Source organism: Streptomyces sp. NPDC053513, assembly GCF_044544765.1.
Lineage (GTDB): Bacteria > Actinomycetota > Actinomycetes > Streptomycetales > Streptomycetaceae > Streptomyces > Streptomyces litmocidini.
This window is the reverse complement of the sequence record NZ_JBITXP010000006.1, coordinates 340,246-366,842: the sequence shown is the minus strand read 5'-3', so window position 1 is coordinate 366,842 and position 26,597 is coordinate 340,246. Positions and strand designations below refer to the sequence as shown.

Genomic DNA, 26,597 nt, shown 5'->3' with positions numbered 1-26,597 from the left:
CACCGTCAAGACTGAACGGTTCAGACATGGGTCGGACACGGTGCGGACGCCGCTCCGCCCGGCCGCCCGTCGGGGCGGGCGGGCTCCGGTGGCGTCAGCCGGGGTGTGGGGTGGCGGGTGCCGTGACCTCGGGTGCGGTCCAGCTGTCCAGGACCCGGAGGGACCGGACGGTCTCGGAGCCGGGTTCGACGTTGTAGACGCACAGGGTCTGTTCCGCGTCGCCGGGGACCTGGAAGGACTCGTAGGAGAAGTGCAGGTCCCCGACGAGGGGGTGGTGGTAGCGCTTGGTGCCGTGGGTGCGGCGCAGCACCCGGTGGTCGTTCCACCAGTCGGTGAACTCGGCGCACTGGAGGGTGAGTTCGCCGACGAGGTCGGCGAGCTGCCGGTCGTGGGGGTAGCGGCCCGCCTCCAGCCGGAGGATGGCCACCGTCTCCGCGGCGATCCGTTCCCAGTCGCCCACGCGCTCGCGGGCCCGGGGGTCCAGGAGGTAGTAGCGCGCCAGGTTGCGGCGGGTGGCGGGCAGGGCGTCGAAGTCGGTGAGGACCGCCCTGGCGAGCCGGTTGGAGGCCAGCACGTCGGTGCGCCGGCCCAGGATGAAGGCCGGCACGTGGTCGAGGGTCTCCAGCATCAGGTGCAGGCCCGGCCGGACCCGCTGGGCCCTGGCCGGCGCGCGGCGCGCGGTCCGGGTCCCGGCGCCGGACCGCAGGAGGTCGGTGAGGTGCTCGCGTTCGGTCTCGTCCAGCCGCAGGGCGCCGGCGATCGCTTCCAGGACCTCGGTGGAGGGGTTGCCCGCCCGGCCCTGCTCCAGACGCGTGTAGTACTCGGTGCTGACGCCGGCCAGGCGGGCCGCCTCGTCCCTGCGCAGGCCGGGAACGCGGCGGACGCGCCCGTCGGAGGGCAGCCCGACCTCTTCCGGGGTGATGCGCGCGCGACGTGAGCGCAGGAAGCCGGAGATTTCCTTGGTGCGGTCCATGCCTCCAGTGTGAGCGCGTCAGCGGTGCCGTGTCCGCTCGAAGGTGGCCCTGCGAGTACCAGTTCGGGCAGGGCCAGTCGTGCCGTCCCGAGGGGGTCGTCCGGGTGGTGTGCTGGATGTGCGGCCGACAGAGCCGACCGCGATCTCACACTCTCCCGTTCCTCGGAAGGTACGCAGCATGTCCACGAACACCATGTCCCAGCCCCTGGCCGGTCGCGTCGCGGTCGTCACCGGCGCCTCCAGCGGCATCGGCGAGGCGTCCGCCGAACACCTGGCGTCCCTGGGTGCCCTCGTCGTCGTCCTGGCGCGGCGTGCCGACCGGCTGGCGGACCTCGTCGCCCGCATCGAGAAGGACGGCGGCAGCGCGGTGGCGATCGCCGCCGACGTGACCGACACCGCCGCTCTGCAGGCCGCCGCCGATCGGGTGGAGGCCGAGTTCGGCGGTGCCGATCTGCTCCTGAACAACGCCGGCGTCATGCTGCCCGCCCCGATCGAGGAGCTGGCGACGGGCCAGTGGAAGCAGCAGATCGACCTGAACATCACCGGTCTGATGAACGCGATCGGCGCGTTCACCCCGCAGCTGGTCAGGGCCGCCGCCGAACGCGGTGTGGCCGACCTGATCAACACCTCCTCGATCGCGGCGCAGAACATCTTCCCGAACTTCGCCGTCTACTCCGGCACGAAGGCGTACGTGACCCACCTCTCCCGTCACCTCCGGGCCGAGCTGGGCGCGAAGAAGGTGCGCGTCTCGGCGATCGAGCCGGGCATCGTCGGCACCGAGCTGCAGAGCCACGTCACGGACCAGGGCGCCCTGGACTGGCTGGCCGGCTCCAAGGAGACCATGGAGTGGCTCACGGCGCAGGACGTCGCGGAGACCGTCGGCTTCATCGCCGCGCTGCCGCCGCGGGTGAACCTCCAGCAGGTCACCATCATGCCGACCGGCCAGGCCGGCTGAGCAGCGGTTCACCGGTGCGGGCCCGCCGTCCACGCGGGCCCGCGCACCCGTGGGGCCCACCGGCGCGCGAGGAACGGCCGAATGCGGGGAGGACGAGCCGGACGGACCCGGTGACGCCTCGTCACGTCGCTCGTCACGTCGACGGAATTACGGTTGCGCAGCCGGTGGCAAGGGTTTAGAACGGCGCTGTCGCCCAGGAAGACGAGTCGTGAGGAGCTCCACGGTCCGGTCACCCGGTCCGAAGGGGTGGCCCTCGGGGGAGAAACACCGGATCGATGACCACGCTCTCGCTGCCCGTCAGCACCGAACGGCTCCTCCTGCGCCGGTTCACACCGGACGACCTCGACGACCTGTACGCGTATCAGGGCCTCCCCGACGTCGCCCGCTACCTCTACCGTCCGCCGCTCACCCGTGAACAGTGCGCGCAGCTCCTGGCGCGACGCACGGCCGGCACGGCGTGGGCCGAGGACGGCGACGCCCTGGCGGTCGCCGTCTGCCCGGCCGGCGAGGCGAAGGTCGTCGGCGAGGTCACCCTGAAGCTCGCGGGTGCGCGGACGCGCCAGGTCGAGATCGGCTGGTCCCTCAACCCGGCGTACGAAGGCCGGGGTTACGCGACCGAGGCGGCGCGTGCGACCGCCGGGTCGGCCTTCGCCGAGCTGGGCGCCCACCGGCTCTTCGCCCGCCTCGACGTCCTCAACACCGGGTCGGTGCGCGTGTGCGAGCGCCTCGGCATGCGCCGGGAGGCGCACCTCGTCGAGAACGACCTCGACGGCGAGCGCTGGGGCAGCGAGTACGTCTACGCGACGCTCGCCCGCGAGTGGAAGGCCGGTCGGACCTGACGAGGGGTCCGGTGTCGGGTCAGCGTGTCATCACCCGCGAGACCGCGGCGGTCGAAGGTCCCGGGCGCCGCGGCCCCGCGTCCGGCGGGCCGCCCCGGGCCTCACGGGCGGAGGAGGGGGAACTCGGCCCGCGCCCAGAGCTCCCGGGGAGCGGCGGGCACCTCGTGCTCGTCGTCCTCGTCGGTCCGCCACACCTTCGCCTGCCCGGCGGCGGGGTCGTACGGCGGCCAGCCCGGGTCCCCGTCGGCGGCGAAGCCGGCCCAGGCGCCCACCATCCGGCGGGCCAGGTCGTGGTCGGCGGGGGTGGGGGCACCGCCGATGAGGAAGGTCGCGCACTCCTTGTCGACGTTGCCGAAGGCGAAGGGGACGTCCGCGCAGTGCCAGGCCCGCACAAGTCCGTGCGGGCCGGTGCGCCGCCGGTCGAAGTGGGACAGGAACGCCCGGCCGCCGCCCCGGACGTGCTGCTCGACGAGCCGGTGGGCGTACTCCCCGAAGAGGAGGTCGCCGAAGACGGCCAGGTAGACGTCGAGCACGGGGGCGTCGGGCAGCACGGCGCGATAGCCGTCCACCAGCCCGTCGGGGAGGCCGAAGTCCTGCGCGAACGCGGCCAGTTGCTCCTCGGTGGTGACCTCGGCGCTGCTGCCGACGGCGTCGAACAGCCGGTACTCCTCCGTGGTGTGGCAGACCAGGAGTTCCACCTCCCGGCCCGCACCGGCGGCCAGACCCGTGAGGGGGTCGACGGGCAGGACGTCTCCGTCGAGGACGGGGGCGTAGAGCGAGGGGTCGTAGTGGCGGGATCCGGAGGCGGGGTCGCGCCGGTACGCCTCGACGACCCGGTCGGCGGCGGCGAGCAGTGCCTGGGGAGTGGCGGCGGCGAGGCCCTCGGCGGTGGCCGGGCAACCGGCCGCGGCGGCGATCTCGCGGGTGGTCGCGGCGGCGATGTCCCGCGTGTAGTGGGGGCTGGCGGGGCTGTGGAGAACGGCGCGGTGGAACAGGCCGCGGGCCCGGTCCATCACCATGAGGCAGGCGACCGACGCGGCCCCGGAGGAGTGGCCCGCGACCGTGACGTCGCCGGGGTCGCCGCCGAACGCGGCGATGTTCTCCCGCACCCAGCGCAGGGCCGCGACCTGGTCGAGCAGCCCCCGGTTGTCGGGGAGGGCGGCCCCGTCGCCGGCCGGGACGTGGCCGAACCCCTCGAAGCCGATCCGGTGGTTGAGGGTGACCACGACCAGTCCGGCGCGGGCCAGGGCGTCGCCGTCGAAGTCGGGCTGGGCCGAGGAGCCGAAGGTGTAGGCGCCGCCGTGGATCCAGACCAGGACGGGCAGGGAGCCGCCGTCCGGGGCCGGGGTCCATAGGTTGACGGTGAGGACGTCCTCGTCGCCGGGCGACCACACGGGAGAGCCCGGCAGCTCCGCCGACTGCGGGGCGACGGGGCCGAAGGCCGTGCAGTCCCGTACTCCGGTCCAGGGGGCGGCCGGGGCGGGCTCCCGGAACCGGCGGGCGCCGAACGGCGGTGCGGCGTAGGGGATTCCGAGCACGGCGACGACGTCGGGGGACGACCGGAAGCCCCGTACCGCGCCGTTGTCCGTCGTGAAGATGTCCATGGACGCAGCTTGTCATCACGTCCCCGACCGGCACCAACACCAAGATCATGACGATTCACACGCCGTCGGTGTCAATGCCGGAAGGGGCGAGGTTGCCGACGATCCCGGCGGCGAGCCGGTCGAACTCGGCCTGCGGGCCGGTCGGGTCGAGGTTCCCGACGTCGTACGCGGCCACGGCGAGCTCGCCCGCGGTCTGCGCCCGGGTGGTCTCGGGGACGAGGGCGTTGTCGGTGAGGGCGCCGGGGGTGGCGGCCCGGATGCCGTGGCCGCCGAAGTCGTCATGGTCCAGCTGTCCCTCGACGTCCGCCGCCGACCCGACGCCTGCCGTACGCGACGGTGAGCACCCCCAGCAGGGGCCCCCACAGCACGAGCGGGGCGTAGCAGACGTAGAAGACGGCTGCCTCCCAACCGCCGCTCTCGCTCGGGACGTCGGAGGGCAGGGCGTCGCCCCGGATCGTGGTGCCCATGACCTGGGTGGTGAGGGCGAGGACGGTCCACAGGAGCGTGAGGGCCGTGGACCCGAGGGCGGCGGGGACGAGCACCGCGGCCGGAGGGATCCGGCGGCCGCGCAGGACCGGGACCCAGGCGGGGACGACCTCGCCCCACCGGGCGACGAGGCCGATCGCGGTGAACGCGACGGCCTCGGAGAAGAGCGAGAGGAAGACGACGTACGCCCGCTCGCCGATGCCGATCCCGGCGTCGAAGGCCGCCGGGAGGCGCCAGAGTCCGGCCGGGAGAACGGTGAACGGCACGGCGTACGCGAGGACACGGGTGCGGCGCGAGACGCCCGGGACGGGCTCGTGGGCGGCCCGCCAGACGGTGCGGAACCGGCCTGGAGCGGCCGGTGCCCGGTCTTCACTGCGAAAGGGCGTCTTCATCGCGGGGTCCTCGGTGCCGGGGGCCGGTGGTCGGCCCGTCACCGACGACGATCCCGCCCCCGGCCCGCCGGCGGATCCCCCACCGGACCGAACCCCCTCCGCCGCACGGGCGAGAGGGGGTCGACCGGGAGTCGCGGACGACCGGGCCCCTGGGGACCCGGTGCTCCGTGAGGGGCCCGGCGCCCCGTTGGGGGGCCCGGCGCCCCGTTCGGGGGGGCACAGCGCCTCCCCGAGGGGCCCGGTCGGTTCTCAGCTCAGGCGGGTGTCCGCGTAGACGTTCATCGCCCGCTGCTGGTACTCCGCGAGGCCGACGGCGATCCTGTCGAAGTTCTCGCGGAACCGCGGGTCCTCGGCGTAGGTCCGGGCCAGGCCCCGGTACGCCTCGGCGTTCGGGGTCCAGAAGCGGCTGACGACCGCGTGGTGGGCCTCCACCTCGGCCTGGACCGCCGGGTCGTCGACCGGCGTGCCGGCGGCCATGTGCTCGGCGAAGCGGACCATCTGGGCGGTGGCCTCGCGCTGCCACTGCTCGGTGGTCTCCGGGCTCATCCCTTCGACGACCTGCCGGGTCCGCTCGTACGCCTCCGGCCATCGCTCCCGCGCCTCGGCCTCGATGTCGGGGTCGGGCTGGAAGCCCTCGAAGAGGTTCTCGGGGCGGTTGATGCTCACCATGTCCTGGTCCTCGCTCTCCTGGAGTTCGGCGATGGTGCGGGCGACCGTGCGGGCCAGAGTGCCGAGCCGGTCCTGCTCCGCGAGCAGCCGGGCGTGGTGCTCGCGCAGGACGGTCACGCGGTCGGCCCCGCTGTCCAGGACCTCCCGGATCTCGCGCAGGCCGAGGTCCAGCTCCCGCATGAGCAGGATCTGCTGGAGGCGCAGCAGCTGGGGCTCCTCGTAGTACCGGTGCCCGTCGCCCGCGGTCCACGCGGGCGCCAGCAGGCCGATCTCGTCGTAGTGCCGCAGCGTCCGGGAGGTCACCCCGGACATCCGGGCCACCTCCGCGATCGACCAGGCCATGACGGTGTCCTTTCCTCGCCGGGGGCCGGTGTCTCCGGCCCCGTACGAAGACCGTAGGAGTTGCCGCTGCGTCAACCGCAAGTCGTTCAGGACCCGCCCCGGGGACCGAAGCCGCCCCGGAGGGTGGTGCGGCCGCCGTCGGAACCGGTGAGGAGGACGGTGTACGTGTCGGCCGAGGCGTCCCGTACGCCCTCGGCGTGGTCGTACTGGGCGGCGAAGGTGTGGGGGCCGGGCGGCACCGTACGACCCCGTTCGAGGGTCCACCGGTAGACCAGGGCGCGGGGCTCCTCGGTCACCGTGACGGTGAAGTCCTCGGCGGGCCGGGTGCGCCAGTGGCCGGTGCTCACGACACCGCCGGTCTGCGCGACCCTCAGCTCGACGGTGAGGCCGGCGAGCGGGGCCTCCGTCGTCACGGCGAGGTCGCTCTGCGCCCACCAGCGGTTGCCGCCGGGGTCGATCGTGCCGGCCGCCCGGGCCGTCGGGCCCGGCGCGGGCAGCACGGTGGCGGGCCCGGCGGGCCGGTCGCCCAGGGTGGTCGCCGCGAGGCCGCCGAGGCCGACGACCCCGGCGACGGCAGCGGCCACGGCGACCGCGACGGCCGACGGCCGACGGCGTCCGGACCACGGGCGCGGCGGTCGGCCGCGACGCCCGGCCGGGGCCGGCGCGGCCGTTCCCCGCTCCACCCGGGCGAGGATGCGGGCGCGGTCGGGCCGGTGCGCGAGCGCCGCCTCCCGCAGTTCGCGGCGGATCCGTGCCTCGTCCATCAGCGCCTTCCCGCGGCGAGTTCGGTGGCGGCCCTGTCGCCGAGCAGCCGCTGGAGTTCCGCCATGCCCTTGGCCGTCTGGCTCTTGACCGTGCCGACGGAGACGCCGAGCGCGAGGGCGGTGTCGCGTTCGGAGAGGTCGAAGGCGTGCCGGAGCACCACGCAGGCGCGCTTGCGGAAGGGCAGGGCGCGCAGGGCGGTGCGGACGTCGAGGACGGCGGGTACGTCCGGGTCCTCGGTGTGCTCCGGGCGCCGGTCCCAGAAGGCGGCGATCCGGCGCCGTTCGCGGACGGTGCCGCGGATGCGGGTGCGGACGAGGTTGGCGACGACGCCCCGGGCGTAGGCGGCGGGGTGGTCGGCGGCGCGGACGCGGTCCCAGCGGTTCCAGAGGGCGAGCATGGCGTCGGCGGCCACGTCGTCGGCGGCGTCGGTCTCGCCGGTCAGCAGGTGGGCGAGGCGCGCGAGTTCCGCGTAGTGGCGCTCGAAGAAGGCCCGGAACTCCGTCGCGCCGTCCTCGGATCCGGCGTCCTCCGTGATCACGAGGCCGCGGCGGTCGCCGGGTCCGTGCTCGCACGGGGCGTCGGTCGGGGCGCGATGCGCTCCCTGCCGCGCGGGGCCCGGCCCGACAGGCGCGCGACGGGCCGCTCGACGGCCGCCCGGCCCCTCTCCTGAACCGGTACGGAGACCGAGGTGAACGGCACGGAGGCGTGCACGGCGACCTGGTCGGGACGGAGGGAGACGACGGGCACGTCCTCGGGCACGGCACGTCCCTGGCGGCGCGGGAGGGCGAGGGCGTCGATGCCGTGCCGGACGCGCTCGCGGGTGGGGGCGGACAGGGAACGTCTGCCGCCGGGCACGCGGCGGACGGTGCCGGCCGAGAGCCCGGGGTGGCGGGCGGCGAGGGTGACCACGCGCGTGCTCCTGGACGGTTCCCGGTGTTCCGGGCGACAGCCCCCGTCGAGCCGCCCGCTTCGGCTCCCGACCCTAGGCGGCGGCCCGACGGGCTGTCCAGAAGGGTCGTGAGGACGCCGACGCCCGGATCTCCTCCCGCGAACGTGCGAAGCGCTCCGGCGGATGCTCGAATGGGATCAGGACTGCCCCCGGTCGCGCCCGCCGACGTGCGACACGGACGGGGGCGGGTTCGGTCAGGTCCTCCCCAACCGCGTGTGGAGTGGTCATGAGCGACGAATTCGACGAATTCGAGGACATGGGACCGGTGGACTTCCTGGTCATCGAGTTTCCCGGCAATCGCATGACGGGCAAGGGGCTGCCCATGCTCCTCGATCTGGTCGACAGAGGCATCGTCCGCATTCTCGATCTCGTGTTCGTCCGGAAGGACGCCGACGGCAGTGTCGTCGGCATGACGCTTCGGGACTTCGACGCCGACGGCGAGTTGGACCTGTCCGTGTTCGAGGGCTCCTCGTCCGGGCTCCTCGGACAGGACGACCTCGACGAGGCGGGGGCGGCCCTGGAACCGGGCAACTCCGCCGGCATCCTCGTCTACGAGAACCTCTGGGCCGCCCCCCTCGCACGGGAACTGCGGCGCGGCGGCGCGCAGCTCGTGGCCGGCGGGCGCATCCCCGTACAGGCCCTGTTGGCCTCGCTGGAGGCCGAGGAGGCGGCGGGCGGCACCGCCGCCGCCTGACACCGGCGGACGATCGCCGTCGTGCGGCCGCCCCGGGGAGGCGGCCTCGGGGCGCGCGAAGGCCCCCGGACCGCCGGGAAAGCCGATCCACTCGAATTGCGGCCAAGGAGGACCGACATGCCAGGACTTCTTCGAGGTGTGGCGCGCACCGCGGTAGTGGCCGGGACGGCGACCGCCGTCTCCAACAGGGTCTCGCGGCGCCAGGCGGGCCGATGGGCCCAGCAGGACGTGGCGGCGTCCGAACAGTACGCGCCGCCACCGGCCGCCGCGCCGGCACCTCCCGCGCCGGCGCCTCCCGTGCCGGGCGACGACATGAGCAGCAAGATCGCTCAACTCAAGGAACTCGGGCAGCTGAAGGAGCAGGGAATCCTGACCGAGGAGGAGTTCGCGGCCCAGAAGAGCAGGCTCCTCTCCTCCTGACCGCCGGGGCCGGGCCCGGCCCCGCCCCCGGCGGCTCATGGCCGCCGGGACGAGGGCCGGTTCGCCCGCCCGGCCGGCCGCTCGCCGAAGGCGGGGACGCGGGGACCCTGCGGCAGGAGCTCGGTGACGACGAAGGACAGGACGGCGGCCAGCACGACCAGGGCCACCGTCTCGACGTTGCCCAGCAGGAGGACGACCAGGATCACGCTGCTCACGGGCAGCCGCAGGGCCGCGGTCACCGAGGCCGCCATGCCGACCGCCATCGCCGGCACAAGGCCCAGGCCCGGCAGCGGGGCCAGCAGGACTCCGGTCGCCCCGCCCAGGAACAGGGCGGGGAAGACGGGGCCGCCGCGGAGGCTGCCCAGACACAGCACGTACGCCAGCCCCTTGAAGACCAGCACCGCGACGAGGGCGCCCACCGACCACGCGTGGGGGTCCCGCGCCAGGTCGGACAGCGTGGCCTCGCCGGACAGGGCCGCCTCCGCCGGCGAGCGGCCGGTGGTGACGGCGTAGAGCGTGACGCAGACCGCCGCGCCCGTCGCGCAGAGGACGGTGTTCCGGACGATCCGGCTCACCACGAAGCGTGCCGCGAACCGGCCGCCCACGAGGGTCCAGTGGACGACGAACGCGACAGCGGGCGCCACCACGAGCACCCACAGCACGTCCGCCGCGTCGAGCGGTGGCGGCTCGGGCAGGCCGATGTCCAGGCTCCCCGTCTCCAGTCCCGTCCAGTGGACGAACCCGGTGAAGATCAACGCTCCCACGCCGCTGGACAGCAGGGCCGGCAGCATCACCGCGAACAGCTGCGGTCCGCCGACCCCGGCCACCTCCATGAGCAGCACGGCGCCGACCACCGGGTTCCCGAAGAGCGCGGAAATGGCCGCTGCCGCTCCGGCGGCGCCGAGCAGCGCCGTGCTCGCTTCCGTCTGCGGTGCCCGGGCCAGGCCGGCGAAGAACAGCGCCAGCCCCCCTCCGAGGGCGATCAGCGGCGCCTCGGGGCCCAGGACGGCGCCCAGCGGAAGACCGGCGACCGCGGCGAGGACGACACCGGGCAGTGCCGCCTTCGAGACCCCGCCCGAATGCAGCCCGCCGGCCGGAACGTGCCCGCCCCGGCCGGGAAGGCGTGCGACCACCAGGCCGACGACGAGGCCGGCGACCGGCAGCAGTGCGAGCCCCCACCACCAGGGGGCCTGCTTCCAGCCCAGGTCTTCGGGCCAGTCCGTCCAGACGAACTGTTCGAGCTGGTGCAGCGCCACGAGGAACCAGAAGGCGAGAAGCGCCACCGGGACGCCGATCAGCCCGGAGAACACCAGTCCCCTGCGGTACTCGGGTCGCCGCAGCATGGTCCGCAGCAGGTCGGCTTCCTGAGGCTGGCTTCCCGGAGCGTCCGCCGAGCGGGGCTGCGGTGGGGTTCCGGCGATGGGGTCCTCCTCGGGCTCGGCACCACCCCGGGAGGCCAGGCCGGTGGGGCACGGGTGGTGAGGGCGACGCGTGTGCGGGCGTACATACCGTGTGGGCGGCACGGTTATGCGTGTGTGCACCGATCCGGCGTCGCGACGACCCGGAAAGAGGTCTCCCGGTCGGGGACGGTTCCCCCGCGTCGCCCGTGCGTCAGAGCGCGTCCGGGCCGCGCTGCCCCGTGCGCACGCGCACCACCGTCTCCACCGGCACCGCCCACACCTTGCCGTCGCCGATCCTGCCCGTGTGGGCGGCGCGGACGAGGGCGTCGATGACCGGGTCCGCGTCGGCGTCCTCGACGACGACCTCGATGCGGACCTTGGGGACCAGGTCCACCCGGTACTCGGCGCCCCGGTACACCTCGGTGTGCCCGCGCTGGCGCCCGTAGCCGCTGGCCTCGGTGACCGTGAGCCCGTTGACGCCGAGTTCCCGGAGCGCGTTCTTCACCTCGTCAAGGCGGAACGGCTTGACGATCGCGGTGATCAGCTTCATGCGGAGGGCTTCCTGTCCTTGACGAGCGAGGTGACGGGGGACGCGGCGTGCAGCGGCGAGCCACCGTGGCCGAGCACGCCGTGATCGTAGGCGGTCTCGGCGTGCACCGTCTGGTCGAGTCCCGTCACCTCCTCCTCGGCGGAGGCCCGGAGTCCCATCACCCGGTCGAGAACCCTGCCGATCCCGTAGGTGACGAGGAAGGTGTACGCCGCCACGGCCGCCACCGCGAGGGCCTGCCGACCGAGCTGGGCGGCCCCGCCGCCGTAGAACAGCCCCTCCTCGCCGCCGGTCATCTCCGAGGTCGCGAACAGGCCGATCAGCAGCGTGCCGACGACACCACCGGCGAAATGCACGCCCACGACGTCGAGCGAGTCGTCGTACCCGAAGCGGAACTTCCAGGCGACCGCGTACGAGCAGACGACGCCCGCGGCGAGACCGACCGCGGCCGCCCCGGGCATGCCGACGACCCCGCACGCCGGGGTGATCGCCACGAGCCCCGCGACCGCGCCGGACGCCGCGCCGAAGGTGGTCGGATGACCGTCGCGCCGCTGCTCGACGAAGAGCCAGCCGAGCAGGCCGGTGCACCCGGCGACGAGGGTGTTGAGGAGGGACGCGGCGGCCAGGCCGTTCGCGCCGAGCGCCGAACCGCCGTTGAAGCCGAGCCAGCCGAACCAGAGGAGCCCCGCGCCGAGCAGCACCATCGGCAGGTTGTGCGGCCGCATCGCCTCCTTCTTGAAGCCGATGCGCGGACCGATCACCAGGCACAGGGCGAGGCCGGAGGCGCCCGACGCGATCTCGACGACGAGTCCGCCCGCGAAGTCGAGGGCGCCCAGCGAGTGCGCGATCCAGCCGCCGGGGCCCCACACCCAGTGCGCCACGGGAACGTATACGAGGAGCGTCCACACCGGCACGAAGACGAGCCAGCCCGCGAACCTGGTGCGGTCCGCGACCGCGCCGCTGATCAGCGCCGCCGTGATGATCGCGAACGTCAGCTGGAAGGTGCTGAAGAGGAACGTGGGAACCGTGCCGGTGAGGGTGTCCGGACCGATGCCCGCCAGACCGAGGTGACCCGCGCCTCCGACCAGGCCGGCGAAGGCGTCGTCGTCGAAGGCGAGCGAGTAGCCCGCGACCAGCCAGACCACCGTGACGAGGGCGATCGACACGAAGCTCATCATCAGCATGTTGAGGACGCTCTTCGTACGGACCATGCCCCCGTAGAACAGGGCCAGGCCGGGGGTCATCAGCAGAACGAGCGCGGTGGCGACGAGCAGCCAGGCGGTGTCGCCGGTGTCGAGCCGGGGTGCGGCGGCGAGGGGCATCGAAGGTCTCCTCCTACGGGTTCGGGGAGAGCCTCGTGGCGGCGCATTTCGCGATGCGTACACGGAAGTTTCCGCCGTGTTTCGTATGGCGTGGGTGTTGCCGAATCCTCACGTCCCGCCCCGCGCGGGAACGTCGCACCGGCGCGGGAGCGTCGCACCGGCGTGCGGACGGCCGGAGGCCGGGCGGGCCCTTCTCGGGACCGCCCGGCCTCGTCGTACGCGGAGCCCGCTCTCGCGGGGCGGGCTGTTATTCGAGCAGCTCCGCGTACGAGCCCATGGCCAGGGCGATGTCCGCCTGGGCCCAGAACCGGTGGTAGGTGAAGACGGGGGCGGCTCCGCCCGCCAGGTAGGCCTCGACCTTCGGCCAGGCCGGGTCGTCCTTGTAGAAGGAGCGGATCGAGGCGAAGGTGGAGGTGGAGTTCACCGCGTCGCCGTTCGGCATGGTGCCGGTCCAGCCGCTCGGCACGTACACGGGGTCGTCGAAGCGGTTGTAGTCGGCGCGGGTCTCCGGGACGGCGATGCCCAGCGCGTCCCGGTGGTGGTCCCACATGCCGTCGAGGAGGGCCTTGGCGACGCGCTTGGCCTCGGCGTGGCCGGACTTGGCCGCGTAGTAGGTGAGCGTCTTGGCGTAGGCGGCGGCGACGCCGACGTCGTCGGTGTAGTCGGCGACGGTGACGTGCAGTCCGGCGTTGGCCCCGGGGTTCGCCGCGTTCCAGGTGTCGGGCGCGCCGGACCACTGGAGGGTGGAGGGGACGCGGTAGGTGCCGTCCGGGTTGATCGTGGTCTTGGACAGCGCCCAGGAGACCCACTTGTCGAGGACGGTCTTCGCCTTGGCGTCGCCCGTCTGCTGGTAGTACTCGGCGACCCGCTCCATGGACCAGGCCTGGAAGCCGAACCACTGGTTGGACGCGGGGTCGTGGTAGACGGGCTTCTCGTCGTAGTACATGCCGTGGAAGGTGGGGGTGCCGGCCGGCGGGGTGGCGTAGCGGCCCTGCCAGCTGTTGGTGGCGCCGCCCGCGATGGCGCCCTCGTCCGACTGGAGCCAGCGGTAGAACTCCAGCTGCCGGCCGAGGCTGGTGGCCCAGTCGGCCGCGCCCGTCGCCGACCTGGGCTTGAGCGGGGCGTAGGAGCTGAGGGCGTAGGCGGCGAGGGGGTTCTGGTAGCCGCTGTGGTTGTGGCTGGAGCCGATGCGCCAGGACCAGCCGGCCGAGGTGTCGGTGGCGCCGCCCCAGGCGTAGTACCAGGACAGCAGGTAGTGGGCGCTGTCCTTGCCGGTGCCGGCCGGGCAGGCGGTGGGTCCGACGCAGTTGCCGATCTTCTTGAAGTACTTGTCGAACATGGCGTACCGCAGGTAGTCGCCCATCTTGGCGGCCTTGCCGACGGTCGCGGCGACCTGGGAGCCCTTGCCCTGCTGCTTGGCCCAGAGGTCGGCCCAGTAGGCGGCCTGGACGGCGCGGGCGTCGGCGTCGGGGGCGTCGGTGAACTTCCACTGCCTGGCGTAGGAGGAGTCTCCGGTGAAGAGGTCCAGGTAGCCGTTCTTCCCGCCGAAGGAGAAGTTGTCGCAGGTGGGGTGGGTGACGGTCTCCCAGACGGACTCCTGGGGGCCGCGCTGGAAGGTGTTGATGTACGAGGGGCCGGTCGCCGTCGGTCCGGCGGAGCACTTCCCGGGCTCGTTGCCGTAGCCGTAGACGTTGTCGACGTCCTGGATCCAGTGCATGCCGTAGATGTCGTCGGTGCCGTAGGCGCTCTTGAGCTCGGCGGCGATCGGGTCGGAGCCGGAGGTCACGCCGGAGTCGAGCTTCGCCGGGTACTGGGAGGGGAGGTCCCACTCGGGGGCGTACGTCGCCGGCTTGGAGGCGTTGTAGGAGCCGGTGGTGGGCTGGTCGGCGTGGGTGGGGATCATGAACTTCTCCATGGTCTCCCAGGCGCCGTTGAACTTGGTCCAGTCGCCGGTGATCTTGCCGTACATGGCCTGGAGCCAGATGAGGTAGCTGTACGCCTCCGAGGTCGTCTCGTGCCCGTGGTCGGGGGCCTCGACGATCAGGGTCTCCACGGAGTGGTACGGGATGCCCTCGGGCGAGAAGTAGCCGTTGGCCGGGTTCGTGATCTTCCCGTGGAGGTCGAGGAAGCGGGCGTCGTACGTGGAGTCCGCGGCCAGCTGGGCGACGGTGACCTCGGCCTTGGCGTGGCCGGGGGCGGTCGCGGTGAAGACGGCGGAGCCGGTGCCGGTGGCCGCGGCGGCGACGGTCACCTTCTGGGCGGTGTTCCAGTTCGCCGGGGTGAAGGTGAGGGTGGCCGGGGTCGCGGTGAGGTTGGTGTTGCCGGAGGTACGGGCGATGCTCACCGTGACGTTGGCCGTCGGGGCGGTGGAGAGCTTCAGGTCGAAGGTTCCGGTGCCGCCCTGGCGCACGCCGAGCTGGGTCGGGGAGGCGACGAGCGCGGGCCCGGCGGCGACGGTGATGCCGACGGGCGCCGACTCGGCGGAGGCGCCGAGGGTGTCGTAGGCCTTGGCGTAGAGGGAGTGGGCGCCGGTGGCGAGGCCGGTGGCGCCGTAGGTGAAGGGCGCGGTGGTGTCGGTGCCGAGGAGGGTGGTGCCGCTGTAGAACTCCACCTTGTTCACGGTGGCGCCGTCGGCCGCGGCGGCGGTGGCGGCGAGCGGCACCGCGTCGCCCTCGGTGTAGACCGCTCCCGGCGCGGGGCTGGTCAGGACCGCGACCGGGGCCTGGTGGGCACCGGCGCACGGGGTGCCGTTGACGGCGAAGCCGGTCGGGGCGGCGTTGGTCCCGCTGTAGGTGAACTGGGCGCCGGTGGTGGTGGCGGCGCCCGGGGCGAGGGCGCCGTTCCAGGACGCGTTGGTCACCGTGACGTTCCTGCCGGACTGCGACCAGACGCCGCTCCAGCCGTTGGTGAGCTTCTGGTCGCCGGCGTAGGAGTACGTCAGCGTCCAGCCGTTCAGGGGCTCGGACGCCCGGTTGGTGAGGGTGAGTTCGGCGGTGAAGCCCGAACCCCAGTCGTTGGTCCTGTAGTCGACGCTGCACTGGACGGCGGCGGCCCGGGCGGTCGTGGCGCCGACGGCGGTGAGGCCGAGGGGGAGGGAGAGCACCGCGGCCAGCGCGGTCAGCCGCCGGCCCGGTCGCGTTCTCGGACGAAGTCGTGCCATGGGGGTGGTTCTCCTCGCGGCTCGGGAGGTCGGGGGTGCGAAGAGCGGGAGGTGCACGGTCAAGCTCTGAACCAGTGGGAGCGCTCCCACTGTGCAGTTGGGGCCCAACGCCGTCAAGATGTGTGAGGAAGTCGAAGCCGAAAGCCGGGGAATTTACTCAACTCCTCTTTTGCTTGGCGGCAGTTGACGCTACGGTCTGCCCCGACCCAGTGGGAGCGATTCCATCCAGTCGGCACACCGTCAGGGGTGTGCCCTCGCTGCGAGGACTCGCTCATGCGACATCCCCCACGTCTGTCAGCGCTGTTCGCAGGAGCGGCGCTCACGATGGCGAGCACCGCTCTCGCCGTCACGGGTACGGCCTCAGGAGCCGCGGCCGCACCCGCCTGCACGGTGGAGTACTCGGTCGTCGGCCAGTGGGCCGGCGGCTACCAGGGCGCCGTGACCGTCACCAACGGCAGCGCCGCGCTGGACGGTTGGAGCCTCGGTTTCGACTTCCCGGCCGGCCAGGTCGTCGGTCAGGGCTGGGGCGGCAAGTGGTCCCAGTCCGGAACGTCCGTCACGGTGGTCAACGAGAGCTGGAACGGCTCGCTCGGCACGGGAGCGAAGGTCTCGGCCGGCTTCGTCGCCTCCTGGACGGGCGCCAACACGGCCCCCGCCGCCTTCACGCTCAACGGCACCCCGTGCGACACGAACGCGCCGACACCCACGCCCACCCCGACCCCCACGACGCCGACTCCCACCCCGACGACCCCGACGACCCCTCCCACCACTCCGCCCACCACTCCCCCGACCACCCCGACCCCGGTCACCGGAGCGCCCGAACTCGGCGTCTCCGGAAACAGGTTCACCGACCAGAACGGCGCCACCCGCCGTCTCCTCGGCGTCAACCGCTCCGGCGGCGAGTTCATGTGCGTCCAGGGCCACGGCTTCTTCGACGGTCCCGTCGACGACGCCTCGGTCAAGGCCATCGCCGACTGGAAGGCCAACGCGGTCCGCATCCCCCTCAACGAGGAGTGCTGGCTCGGCCTGGACAACGTCAAGGCCGAGTACCGCGGCGCGAACTACGTCGCCGCGGTCAAGGACCTGGTGGCCAGGGTGCTCGCCCACGGCATGACCCCCGTGGTCGAACTCCACTGGACGCACGGCCAGTACACCGGCAACTCGGCGGGCTGCTCCGACGTGCACGCCACCTGCCAGAAGCCGATGCCGGACGCCCGGTACACCCCGGCGTTCTGGACCTCGGTCGCGAACGCCTTCAAGAACGACGAGCGGGTCGTCTTCGACCTCTTCAACGAGCCCTACCCGGACCGGGCGGCCTCCACCGCGGCGCAGGCCTGGTCCTGCTGGCGCGACGGGGGCACCTGCCCCGGCATCGGCTACGAGGTCGCCGGCATGCAGGACCTGGTGGACGCCGTCCGCGCCACGGGGGCGAAGAACCTCGTCCTCGTCCCGGGCCTGGCGTACTCCAACGACCTGAGCCAGTGGCTCACGCACCGCCCCACGGATCCGGCGGGCAATCTGGCCGCCGCCTGGCACGTCTACAACTTCAACACCTGCGCCGACGAGACGTGCTGGAACGACACCCTCGCCCCGGTGGCCGCCGAGGTGCCCGTCCTCGCGGGCGAGATCGGCGAGAACACCTGCGGACACGCGTTCGTCGACCGCGTCATGAAGTGGTTCGACGACCGCGGCCTCTCGTACCTGGGCTGGACCTGGAACACCTGGAACTGCAACTCCGGTCCCGCCCTGATCACTTCGTACGACGGCACCCCCACCGCGTTCGGCATCGGGCTGCGCGACCACCTGCGCGCCCTCAACCCCTGAGAGGAACCCCCACCCATGAGCCGCACCAGCCGCACCGCCCTCCTGGCGGCACTCGGCCTCATCACCGCGACCGGAGCCACCGCCACGGTCTTCGGCACCGCCACCGCCGGCGCCGCCGCGCCCGGCTGCAAGGTCGACTACCAGATCACCAACCAGTGGAACACCGGCTTCGGCGCCAACGTGACCGTCACCAACACCGGTGACCCGGTGGCCGCCTGGACCCTGGAGTGGACCTACGGCGGCAACCAGCAGGTCACCCAGGGCTGGAACGCCACCCTCACCCAGTCCGGCGCCGCCGTCACCGCCAAGAACGTCTCCTACAACGGGACCCTGGCGACGGGCGGCTCCACCTCCTTCGGCTTCAACGGCTCGTACAGCGGCACCAACGCCGTGCCGGCCGCCTTCAAGCTGAACGGCGTCACCTGCAACACCACCACGCCTCCCACGACCCCGCCCACCACTCCCCCGACGACCCCGCCCACGACCCCGCCGACCACGCCTCCCACCACCCCGCCGGCCGGCACCAGGGCCGACAACCCGTACGCCGGCGCCAAGGTGTACGTGAACCCCGAGTGGTCCGCGCACGCGGCGGCCGAGCCCGGCGGCACCAAGGTCTCCAACCAGCCCACCGGCATCTGGCTGGACCGGATCGCCGCGATCAACGGTTCGAGCACCTCCATGGGACTGCGCGCCCACCTCGACGAGGCCCTCAAGCAGAAGGGCTCCGGCGAGCTCGTCGTCCAGCTGGTCGTCTACGACCTGCCCGGCCGCGACTGCGCCGCGCTCGCCTCCAACGGCGAGCTCGGCCCGACGGAGATCGGCCGCTACAAGACCGAGTACATCGACCCGATCGCCGCGATCCTCTCCGACTCCAAGTACGCGGGCCTGCGGATCGTCACCACGGTCGAGCTCGACTCGCTGCCCAACCTGGTCACCAACGTCTCCGGGCGTGCCACGGCCACCGCCAACTGCGACGTCATGAAGGCGAACGGCAACTACATCACCGGCGTCGGCTACGCGCTCAAGAAGCTCGGCGCGATCGCCAACGTCTACAACTACCTCGACGCCGGCCACCACGGCTGGCTGGGCTGGGACGACAACTTCGGCCCGTCCGCCGAACTGTTCAAGCAGGCGGCCACGGCGGAGGGCTCCACGCTCTCCAACGTGCACGGCTTCATCGTCAACACCGCCAACTACAGCGCCCTGAAGGAGGATCACTTCACCATCGACGACAGCGTGAACGGCGTCTCCGTACGGCAGTCCAAGTGGGTGGACTGGAACCGGTACACCGACGAGCTGTCGTACGCCCAGGCCATGCGCGCCAAGCTGGTCTCGATCGGCTTCGACCCCAACCTCGGCATGCTGATCGACACCTCCCGCAACGGCTGGGGCGGCACCGCCCGGCCCACCGGACCGGGCGCCACGACCAGCGTCGACACGTACGTGAACGGCGGTCGCTACGACCGGCGCATCAACCCCGGCAACTGGTGCAACCAGTCCGGTGCGGGCCTCGGCGAGCGGCCCCAGGCGGCCCCGGCCGCGGGCATCGACGCGTACGTCTGGATGAAGCCCCCGGGCGAGTCCGACGGCGCCTCCAAGGAGATCCCGAACAACGAGGGCAAGGGCTTCGACCGGATGTGCGACCCGACGTACACGGGCAACGTCCGTAACGGGAACAGCATGTCGGGCGCGCTGCCGGACGCGCCGCTCGCGGGCCAGTGGTTCTCGGCCCAGTTCCAGGAGCTCCTGAAGAACGCCCACCCGGCGCTGTAACACCCCGGCGGGAAGGCCGTAGAACCGGACGGGGAGACGGCGAACGGCCGGACGGGCCACGGGCCCCGTCCGGCCGTTCTCCTTCCGCGTCCTCCCCCGGCGGTGCGGACGATCACCGCTCCCCCACGCTGCGCATCGCTCGATTCGGCCGGACCAGGGGTGGGGATCCGCATGGCGGGACGGACGCAGGGGGAACGCGACGGCGGGGCGGCGGAGCCGTCCGGACGGCGAGGAGGGCCTGGCTGCCTCCTGGCCGCCGTCGGTCTCCTGCTCGCGCTCGTCGCCGGCATCGGCTGGGCGTTCCTGGAGCCCATGGGCTACTGGCCGGGGTCGTCGATGACGACGGCCTGGACGGCGCGGAGCGACACCGACGGGACCCCGCCGGAGGACACCCCGGACCGCACCTGGCTCATCGGCGACACCGTCGTGCGCGGCGGCCGTGCCGAAGGGCTGCGTCCCCGGCGTGTCGGCCGCCGGCCCGAAGCAGATCGTCACCGTCCTCACCTGCCGTGACGAGACGAAGGTGGCCGCCTTCGATCCGGCGGACGGATCGGCGCGGTGGGCCGTCCCGCTCGACGCCCGTCGTGGCGTCCCCACCGGGTCGATCGTGACGGTCGTGTCCGCCGAGCCGATCGTGCTGCGGATCGACGCCCGAGACCTCCTCGTCTTCGGGCCGGACGGCACCCCCGGTCCGCGGATCGAGCCGGTCGGCCCGCCCCACAGGCTGGACGGCGGCGACGTGGCCGTCTCGGAGGGTCGGGTCTACGACCTCACGAGCGGCGGCCGGTGGGGACGTGTCGTCGCGCACGACCTGGCCTCCGGAGACAAGCTGTGGGAGGAGGGCCTGGGCGGCGCCGCCTCCACCCTCGGCGGGCTGCACGCGGAGGCCGGCCGGGTCATGGCGCTGAAGACCTCCGCCCGGTCCGGCGACGTCCTGTACACCTTCGACGCCGCCACCGGCGACGAGGAGGAGCGCGTCTTCCGCGACCTGGAGGCCCCGGCCCGGGAAGTGCTTCCGTACGGGGACCTGCTCATCGCCGTCCACCCGGGCGGCGGCACCCCGTCCCTCTCCGCGTACGAGCCGTGGTGACGGAGGCCCCGGCCGCCGGGGCCGGGAGGGCCGTCAGCAGGACCCCCGCACCACCAGCTCCGTGGGAAGGACCCTGCTCGGCCGGTCCGGGGTGCCGGCCCCGTCCTGGATCAGCATCCGCGCCATGGTGCGGCCCATCTCCTCGATGGGCTGCCGCACGCTCGTCAGCGGCGGGTCCATGAGCCGGGCGACCGCCGAGTCGTCGACGCCGACCAGGGCCACGTCCTCCGGCACCCGGCGGCCCGCCTCCCGCAGGACGCTCCGCGCGCCGGCCGCCATCACGTCGGAGGCGGCGAAGACCGCGTCCAGGTCGGGCCGGCGGTCCAGGAGCTCCCGCATGGCCCGCCGGCCGCCCTCCTCGGTGAAGTCGCCGGCCGCGACGAGGCCCTCGTCGGGTGTGAGTCCGGCCTCCGTGAGGCCCGCCCGGTAGCCGCCGAGCCGGGCCCGCGCCACGTACATGTCGAGGGGGCCGGTGACGGTCGCGACACGGCTCCGGCCGCGCCCCACCAGGTGGGCGACGGCCGTCCGGCCGGCGCCGATGTTGTCGGAGTCCACGTACGGCACGGACTCGGCCTCCGCGCGGCGGCCGTTCAGCACGACCGGGAGGCCCAGTTCCCTGACGCGGTCGGGCAGCGGGTCGTCGCCGTGCACCGAGGCGAGCAGCACCCCGTCGACGCGCTGCGCGGCGAGGTACTGCTCGAAGCGCTGCCGCTCCTGTTCGCTGCGGATGAGGGTCAGCAGCAACTGCTTGTCGGCGGCGGCGAGTTCGGCGCTGACCCCGCGGATGAGGTCGAGGAAGTACGGCTCGGCGAAGAGCCGCGCCTCGGTCTCGGGGATCACCAGGGCGACGGCGTCGGTGCGGCTGCCGGCCAGGGCGCGGGCCGCCTGGTTGGGCACGTAGCCGAGTTCGGCGACGGCGCGGGCGACGGCCGTTCTGGTCCGCTCGCTCACCCGCGGGGAGCCGTTGATGACCCGGGAGACCGTGCCCCGGCCGACTCCGGCCCGGGCCGCGACCTGCTCCAGGGTGGGTCTGCCGCTCTGCCGTCCGTTCACGACTCCCGAACTCCCCTCGTAGGACAACGCGCCGCCCCTCCGCCGGGATGATCCCCAGGCGGATGGGAGCGCTCCCACACTAGTCCACCGTCACCCGCCGCGCCACGCGCCCGCGTTCAGGAGATGACGACTCAAACCCCTGCGGGGGGCCGCGAAACCCCGGGAAAACCTTCCGGTAACGAATCCGCGTTCACGTCTTGACACTCGCACCCCCCAGGCAGCAACCTTCCGGCAACGACGTGGGAGCGCTCCCATCGGGACGCGACACAGCCTTGCATCAGGTCCTGGCGGCCTCCGCCGAGCCGCGATCGGCCGGCCGGACCCTTTGGCGCACGAAGAGCACCACCTTGGACGAGGAGAGTGGAATGCGCACTTCCAGCAGCAGACGCGGACGCCGTGCGGCGATCGCGGCGGTCGCCGTCGTCGTGACCGGCACGGCCCTGCTCACCGGTTGCGGCAGCGACGAGGACGACGGCGCCGCCGCGGGCGGCAAGGGCGCCGGAAAGATCACGCTGCGGATCGGGACCTTCGGTTCCTTCGGCTACGACGACAAGACCGGCGCCAAGCTCTACTCCGAGTACGAGCGGCTCCACCCGAACATCAAGATCGAGGAGTCGAACGTCTCCGACGGCCAGAAGTACTGGGACACGCTGAAGCTGCGTCTCGCCCAGAACAGCGGCGTCGCCGACATCCAGGCCGTCGAGGTGGGCTACATCGCCGAGGCGACCGGCCCCGCCATGGCGAACAAGTGGGTCGACCTGGGCAAGGAGGGCGGCGCGGACCTCGGCGAATTCCTCGACTGGAAGGTCAAGCAGGCGACGACGGCCGACGGCAAGGTCATCGGCCTCGGCACCGACATCGGCCCCATGGCCATCTGCTACAACAAGGAGCTCTTCGCCAAGGCCAAGCTGCCCACCGCCCGCGAGGAGGTCGGCAGGCTGTGGGCCGGCGACTGGTCCAAGTTCCTCGCGACCGGCGAGAAGTACAAGGCGGCCGCGCCCGCCGGCACCGCCTTCCACGACTCCGCGAGCGGCCTCTTCAACGCCGTCGTCTCCAGCGACCCGGTGCAGTACGCCAACGCGAGCGGCGAGCTCGACTGGGAGAACAGCCCCGGCGTGAAGAAGGCCTGGGAGACCGCCGTGAAGGCGGCCCAGGGCGGACTCACCGCCAAGCTGCGCCAGTTCGACGAGAAGGGGACGTGGAACGCGGCCTTCAAGAACTCGAAGTTCGCCACGGTCGCCTGCCCGAGCTGGATGACCGGCATCATCAAGGACCAGGCAGGCCCCGCCAACCAGGGCAAGTGGGACATCGCCGCGCCGCCGGTCGCCGGCAACTGGGGCGGCTCGTTCCTCGCCGTGCCCAAGGCCGGGAAGCACACCAAGGAGGCCGCCGAGCTGGCCGCCTGGCTGACCGCCCCCGAGCAGCACGCCAAGGTGTTCGCGGTCAACGGCAACATCCCCTCGTCCAAGGACACGCTCCTCTCCTCCGCGGTCCAGGAGGCGAAGCTGCCGTACTTCGGCGACACACCGGTCGGCAAGATCTTCGCCGGCGCCGCCAACGGCATCACGCCCGCCACCATCAGCCGCTACGACGGCCAGGTGAAGACCTTCCTCACCGACAACGGCATCCTCGACATCGAGCAGCGCGGCACCGACCCGGCCAAGGCCTGGGAGAACGTCAAGAAGCTGGTCGACGACAAGATCGACCAGTAACGCGGGGACACCTGCCGGTCCGCCGCCCGCGAGCGGCGGACCGGCACCGTCCGCACCACCGCACGCATCGACCTGGAAGGACGCCCCCGTGGCCACCTCCGTTCGGGCGAAGCGGGCCGGTTCCCCGCCGCCCGCCGCACCGCCCCCCTCCCCCGGCCGGCCCCGCGGCCGCCGCGGGGCCCCGGCCGGCCTGCGCGCCAGGCTCTACCGCTGGGACATCAAGGCGATCCCGTACGTCTTCGTCGCCCCCTTCTTCCTCACCTTCGCCGCCTTCGGACTCTTCCCGCTGCTCTACACCGGCTGGCTCTCGCTGAACCGGGTCGAGCTCGGCGGCGACCCGACGTGGAAGGGCCTGGAGAACTACACCGACCTCGCGACCAGCGAGTTCTTCTGGAACGCGCTCCTCAACACCTTCACCATCGGGGTCATCTCGACCGTTCCCCAGCTGCTCATGGCCCTGGGCCTGGCGCACCTGCTGAACTACCGGCTCCGCGGCCGCGGCTTCTTCCGGGTCGCGATCCTCGCCCCGTACGCCACCTCGATCGCGGCGGCGACCCTGGTCTTCGCCCAGCTGTTCAACACCGACTACGGGATGGTCAACGGCCTCCTCGGCTGGGTCGGCGTCGGCCCGGTGGACTGGGAGTCGTCCAAGTGGCCGGCGCAGATCGCGATCTCGGTGATCGTCACCTGGCGCTGGACCGGCTACAACGCGCTGATCTACCTGGCCGCGATGCAGGCCGTGCCGCAGGACCTCTACGAGGCGGCCGCGCTCGACGGCGCCTCGCGCTGGCGGCAGTTCCTCAGCGTCACCATCCCGTCGATCCGTCCGACGATCCTGTTCACGATCATCGTCTCCACCATCGGCGCGACCCAGCTGTTCGGCGAGCCGATGCTCTTCGGCGGCAGCGTCGGCATCAGCGGCGGCAGCGGCAACCAGTTCCAGACGCTGAGCCTGCTGATGTACGAGAAGGGCTGGGTGACCGGCGCCCTCGGGCAGGCCTCCGCGATCGCCTGGGTCATGCTCCTGCTCCTCCTCCTGATCGGCGGCGTCCAGGCGCTGCTCTCCCGCCGCGACCGCACGAAGCCGGGGAGATGACCTCATGGCCCGCACACTCGAAACCCCCGCCCCTGTGCGCCGCTTCCGCCGGTCGGCCGGCCGCCAGCACCACGCCGGGCCGGTGACGTACGTCCTGCTCGTCGTCGCCGCGTTCGTCTCGCTCTTCCCGCTGTACTGGAACCTGGTCGCCGCCTCCCACACCGGCGAGCGGGTCGTGGAGGCCCCGGCGCCGCTGCTGCCCGGCAAGCGGCTCCTGGACAACCTGAGCTTCGCCTGGAACCAGGTCGACATGGGCGAGGCGCTGGTCAACACCACGGTCGTGGCGAGCCTGGTGGCGCTGTCCACCGTGCTGTTCTCCACGCTCGCCGGCTTCGCCTTCGCCAAACTGCCCTTCCGGGGCCGGGGGATGCTGCTCTCGCTGGTGGTCGCCACGATGACGATCCCGCCGCAGCTCAGCGTCATCCCGCTCTACCAGATCATCACGGACCTCGGCTGGTTCGACCAGTTGCAGTCGGTCGTGCTGCCCTCGCTGGTCGCCGCCTTCGGCGTGTTCTTCATGCGCCAGTTCCTGCTGGAGGCGCTGCCGATCGAGCTGGTGGAGGCGGCCCGGATGGACGGGGCGCACAGCCTCCGGATCATCTGGCACGTGGTCTTCCCCGTGGCCCGGCCGGCCATGGCCGTGCTCGGCATGCTGGTCTTCGTCCAGGCCTGGAACGACTTCTTCTGGCCGTTCATCGCGCTCACCCCGGACGGCAGTCCCACGCTGCAGGTGGCGCTCGCCGGTCTCGGCGCGGGCAACCACACGGTCGACCACGCCGTGGTGCTGACCGGCGCCCTGATCTCCACCGTGCCGCTGCTGCTGGTCTTCGCCCTCCTCGGCAAGCACATCGTCGGCGGCATCACGGCCGGCGCCGTCAAGAGCTGACCGGCCACTCGTCTCCGTAACCCCCGTACCCCTGTTGGGAGCCCTCTCCTATGACCGCGCCCGAAACCCGGCCGCTCACCGCCGTCCGCTCCTTCCCCGCCGACTTCCTGTGGGGCGCGGCCACCGCCGCGTACCAGATCGAGGGAGCGGCGGCGGAGGACGGCCGTACCCCCTCCATCTGGGACACCTACTCGCACACCCCCGGCAAGGTCTTCGAGGGCCACACCGGTGACGTGGCCGTCGACCACTACCACCGGTTCCGCGAGGACGTCGGGATCATGGCCGAACTCGGCCTGAACGCCTACCGGTTCTCCGTCTCCTGGTCCCGCGTCCAGCCCACCGGCCGGGGCCCGGCGGTCCAGAAGGGCCTGGACTTCTACCGGGCGCTCGTCGACGAGCTGCTCGCCGCCGGGATCGAGCCGGCGCTGACGCTCTACCACTGGGACCTGCCGCAGGAGCTGGAGGACGCGGGCGGCTGGCCGGAGCGGGCGACCGCCGAGCGGTTCGCCGAGTACGCGGGGATCGTCGCCGCGGCCGTCGGCGACCGGGTGAAGCGGTGGACCACGCTCAACGAGCCCTGGTGCAGTGCCTTCCTGGGGTACGGCTCCGGGGTGCACGCGCCGGGCCGGACCGATCCGGTGGCCGCGCTGCGCGCCGCCCACCACCTCAACCTCGGGCACGGTCTCGCGGTCCAGGCGCTGCGGGCCGCGCTGCCGGCGGACCGGCAGATCGCGGTCTCGCTCAACCTGCACGAGATCCGGCCGCTGACCGGTTCGGCGGAGGACCTGGAGGCGGCCCGTCGCATCGACGCCGTCGGCAACCGGATCTGGCTGGGGCCGATGCTGGAGGGCGCCTACCCGGAGGACCTGTTCGCCGACACGGCGCACCTCACCGACTGGTCCTTCGTCCGGGACGGCGACGCCGCGACGGCGCACCAGCCGCTGGACCTGCTCGCGATCAACTACTACACGCCGACGGTGGTCTCGTCGGTGCCGGAGGGCACGGAGAAGCCGCAGGACGACGGCCACGGCCACAGCGAGCACTCGCCGTGGCCGGGGGCGGACTCGGTCGCCTTCCACCGGGCGCCGGGCGAGCCGACGGCGATGGGCTGGGCGGTCGACCCGAGCGCGCTGTACGACCTGCTGACCCGGGTCTCCGCGGCGTACCCCGATCTTCCGCTGGTGATCAGCGAGAACGGGGCGGCGTACGAGGACGTGGTCGGTCCGGACGGTTCGGTGCACGATCCGGAGCGCGCCGCCTATGTGCACGCGCACCTGGAGGCGGTGCACCGGGCGATGGCGGACGGGGTGGACGTGCGCGGCTACTTCCTCTGGTCGCTGCTGGACAACTTCGAGTGGGCGTACGGCTACGCGAAGCGGTTCGGCGCGGTCCGGGTGGACTACGACACCCTGGAGCGCACCCCGAAGTCCAGCGCCCGCTGGTACGCGCGGGTGGCGCGCTCGGGTGAGCTGCACGCGCCCGACGGGCGCTGAGGCGGGACGAGGGGAGGGGGGGGGGGGGGGGGGGGGGGGGGGCCCCCCCCCCCCCCCCGCGGGGGGGGGGGGGGGGGGGGGGGCCGGGCGGCGCGGGGGGGGGGGAAGGACGCGGCGGCCCCGCCCCCCGCGCCCCCCGGCGGGGCGCCCCCC

General features: G+C 72.8%; 24 protein-coding genes. 12 read left to right on the top strand and 12 right to left on the bottom strand.

The features are described from left to right. Positions 1–94 precede the first annotated feature (94 nt). Entirely contained in the window at positions 95–973 is an 879-nt protein-coding gene (locus tag ACIGW4_RS13865) for a helix-turn-helix transcriptional regulator (protein ID WP_359592222.1), read from the bottom strand. Positions 974–1,151: 178 nt separating this feature from the next. Between ACIGW4_RS13865 and ACIGW4_RS13860 the strand changes: the two genes are divergently transcribed. Then, a complete protein-coding gene (locus ACIGW4_RS13860; protein ID WP_359592223.1) occupies positions 1,152–1,928 on the top strand; it encodes an SDR family oxidoreductase in 777 nt (258 codons plus the stop codon). A gap of 275 nt (positions 1,929–2,203) precedes the next feature. Then, positions 2,204–2,767, top strand: a complete 564-nt coding sequence (locus ACIGW4_RS13855; RefSeq protein ID WP_123456487.1) for a GNAT family N-acetyltransferase — start codon at positions 2,204–2,206, stop codon at positions 2,765–2,767. A 101-nt stretch (positions 2,768–2,868) separates the two neighbouring features. On the opposite strand, the gene ACIGW4_RS13850 is transcribed toward ACIGW4_RS13855, so the two are convergent. The 6 genes from ACIGW4_RS13850 to ACIGW4_RS13825 all read right to left on the bottom strand — a co-directional run bounded on the left by ACIGW4_RS13850 (position 2,869) and on the right by ACIGW4_RS13825 (position 7,934). Continuing rightward, a complete protein-coding gene (locus ACIGW4_RS13850; RefSeq protein WP_398709169.1) occupies positions 2,869–4,371 on the bottom strand; it encodes a carboxylesterase/lipase family protein in 1,503 nt (500 codons plus the stop codon). Positions 4,372–4,649: 278 nt separating this feature from the next. After that, complete coding sequence (locus ACIGW4_RS13845; RefSeq protein ID WP_399580357.1) at positions 4,650–5,249, bottom strand: hypothetical protein; 600 nt, start codon at positions 5,247–5,249, stop codon at positions 4,650–4,652. 249 nt (positions 5,250–5,498) lie between these two features. Then, on the bottom strand, positions 5,499–6,260 hold the full coding sequence (locus ACIGW4_RS13840; protein WP_398709173.1) for a MerR family transcriptional regulator: 762 nt from the start codon (positions 6,258–6,260) through the stop codon (positions 5,499–5,501). An 86-nt stretch (positions 6,261–6,346) separates the two neighbouring features. Further along, on the bottom strand, positions 6,347–7,024 hold the full coding sequence (locus ACIGW4_RS13835) for a hypothetical protein (RefSeq protein WP_399580355.1): 678 nt from the start codon (positions 7,022–7,024) through the stop codon (positions 6,347–6,349). Continuing rightward, a complete protein-coding gene (locus tag ACIGW4_RS13830; RefSeq protein ID WP_399580353.1) occupies positions 7,024–7,563 on the bottom strand; it encodes a SigE family RNA polymerase sigma factor in 540 nt (179 codons plus the stop codon). Before ACIGW4_RS13830 ends, ACIGW4_RS13835 begins: the two co-directional genes overlap by 1 nt. Continuing rightward, positions 7,560–7,934, bottom strand: coding sequence for a substrate-binding domain-containing protein (locus tag ACIGW4_RS13825; protein WP_399580352.1), 375 nt, complete (start codon positions 7,932–7,934; stop codon positions 7,560–7,562). The genes ACIGW4_RS13830 and ACIGW4_RS13825 overlap by 4 nt, the downstream gene beginning before the upstream one ends. 266 nt (positions 7,935–8,200) lie before the next feature. Between ACIGW4_RS13825 and ACIGW4_RS13820 the strand changes: the two genes are divergently transcribed. Beyond that, on the top strand, positions 8,201–8,668 hold the full coding sequence (locus tag ACIGW4_RS13820; protein ID WP_185094697.1) for a DUF6325 family protein: 468 nt from the start codon (positions 8,201–8,203) through the stop codon (positions 8,666–8,668). 117 nt (positions 8,669–8,785) lie between these two features. After that, positions 8,786–9,088, top strand: coding sequence for an SHOCT domain-containing protein (locus tag ACIGW4_RS13815; RefSeq protein WP_359592231.1), 303 nt, complete (start codon positions 8,786–8,788; stop codon positions 9,086–9,088). A gap of 35 nt (positions 9,089–9,123) precedes the next feature. Here the strand turns inward: ACIGW4_RS13815 and ACIGW4_RS13810 are convergent, their stop codons facing one another. The 4 genes from ACIGW4_RS13810 to ACIGW4_RS13795 all read right to left on the bottom strand — a co-directional run bounded on the left by ACIGW4_RS13810 (position 9,124) and on the right by ACIGW4_RS13795 (position 15,517). After that, complete coding sequence (locus ACIGW4_RS13810; protein ID WP_123456481.1) at positions 9,124–10,431, bottom strand: chloride channel protein; 1,308 nt, start codon at positions 10,429–10,431, stop codon at positions 9,124–9,126. Between the two features lie 268 nt (positions 10,432–10,699). Beyond that, complete coding sequence (locus ACIGW4_RS13805; RefSeq protein WP_123456480.1) at positions 10,700–11,038, bottom strand: P-II family nitrogen regulator; 339 nt, start codon at positions 11,036–11,038, stop codon at positions 10,700–10,702. Then, the gene (locus tag ACIGW4_RS13800; protein WP_359592234.1) at positions 11,035–12,357 is read right to left on the bottom strand and encodes an ammonium transporter; all 1,323 of its coding nucleotides are present in this window, start codon (positions 12,355–12,357) and stop codon (positions 11,035–11,037) included. Before ACIGW4_RS13800 ends, ACIGW4_RS13805 begins: the two co-directional genes overlap by 4 nt. A gap of 247 nt (positions 12,358–12,604) precedes the next feature. Then, on the bottom strand, positions 12,605–15,517 hold the full coding sequence (locus ACIGW4_RS13795; protein ID WP_123456478.1) for a glycoside hydrolase family 48 protein: 2,913 nt from the start codon (positions 15,515–15,517) through the stop codon (positions 12,605–12,607). A gap of 324 nt (positions 15,518–15,841) precedes the next feature. On the opposite strand from ACIGW4_RS13795, the gene ACIGW4_RS13790 reads away from it, so the two are divergent. From ACIGW4_RS13790 to ACIGW4_RS13775, 4 genes are all read left to right on the top strand, one after another. After that, positions 15,842–17,341 carry a cellulase family glycosylhydrolase gene (locus ACIGW4_RS13790; RefSeq protein WP_399580349.1) on the top strand — a complete coding sequence of 500 codons (1,500 nt, stop codon included), beginning with the start codon at positions 15,842–15,844 and terminating at the stop codon, positions 17,339–17,341. Between the two features lie 15 nt (positions 17,342–17,356). Then, a complete protein-coding gene (locus ACIGW4_RS13785; protein ID WP_123456476.1) occupies positions 17,357–19,114 on the top strand; it encodes a glycoside hydrolase family 6 protein in 1,758 nt (585 codons plus the stop codon). A gap of 171 nt (positions 19,115–19,285) precedes the next feature. After that, the gene (locus tag ACIGW4_RS13780; protein WP_399580346.1) at positions 19,286–19,627 is read left to right on the top strand and encodes a hypothetical protein; all 342 of its coding nucleotides are present in this window, start codon (positions 19,286–19,288) and stop codon (positions 19,625–19,627) included. Continuing rightward, positions 19,578–20,204 (top strand): PQQ-binding-like beta-propeller repeat protein, encoded by a 627-nt coding sequence (locus tag ACIGW4_RS13775; RefSeq protein WP_399580345.1) that lies wholly within the window; start codon positions 19,578–19,580, stop codon positions 20,202–20,204. Before ACIGW4_RS13780 ends, ACIGW4_RS13775 begins: the two co-directional genes overlap by 50 nt. Before the next feature lie 33 nt (positions 20,205–20,237). On the opposite strand, the gene ACIGW4_RS13770 is transcribed toward ACIGW4_RS13775, so the two are convergent. After that, a complete protein-coding gene (locus tag ACIGW4_RS13770; RefSeq protein ID WP_399580342.1) occupies positions 20,238–21,257 on the bottom strand; it encodes a LacI family DNA-binding transcriptional regulator in 1,020 nt (339 codons plus the stop codon). 365 nt (positions 21,258–21,622) lie between these two features. On the opposite strand from ACIGW4_RS13770, the gene ACIGW4_RS13765 reads away from it, so the two are divergent. The 4 genes from ACIGW4_RS13765 (at position 21,623) to ACIGW4_RS13750 (ending at position 26,444) form a co-directional block, all read left to right on the top strand. Then, positions 21,623–22,969, top strand: coding sequence for an ABC transporter substrate-binding protein (locus ACIGW4_RS13765; protein WP_123456473.1), 1,347 nt, complete (start codon positions 21,623–21,625; stop codon positions 22,967–22,969). Positions 22,970–23,057: 88 nt separating this feature from the next. Continuing rightward, positions 23,058–24,065 (top strand): carbohydrate ABC transporter permease, encoded by a 1,008-nt coding sequence (locus ACIGW4_RS13760; protein ID WP_399580340.1) that lies wholly within the window; start codon positions 23,058–23,060, stop codon positions 24,063–24,065. Positions 24,066–24,069: 4 nt separating this feature from the next. Continuing rightward, positions 24,070–24,951, top strand: a complete 882-nt coding sequence (locus tag ACIGW4_RS13755; RefSeq protein WP_123456471.1) for a carbohydrate ABC transporter permease — start codon at positions 24,070–24,072, stop codon at positions 24,949–24,951. Between the two features lie 50 nt (positions 24,952–25,001). Then, positions 25,002–26,444, top strand: a complete 1,443-nt coding sequence (locus ACIGW4_RS13750) for a GH1 family beta-glucosidase (protein WP_123456470.1) — start codon at positions 25,002–25,004, stop codon at positions 26,442–26,444. Positions 26,445–26,597: the final 153 nt, after the last annotated feature.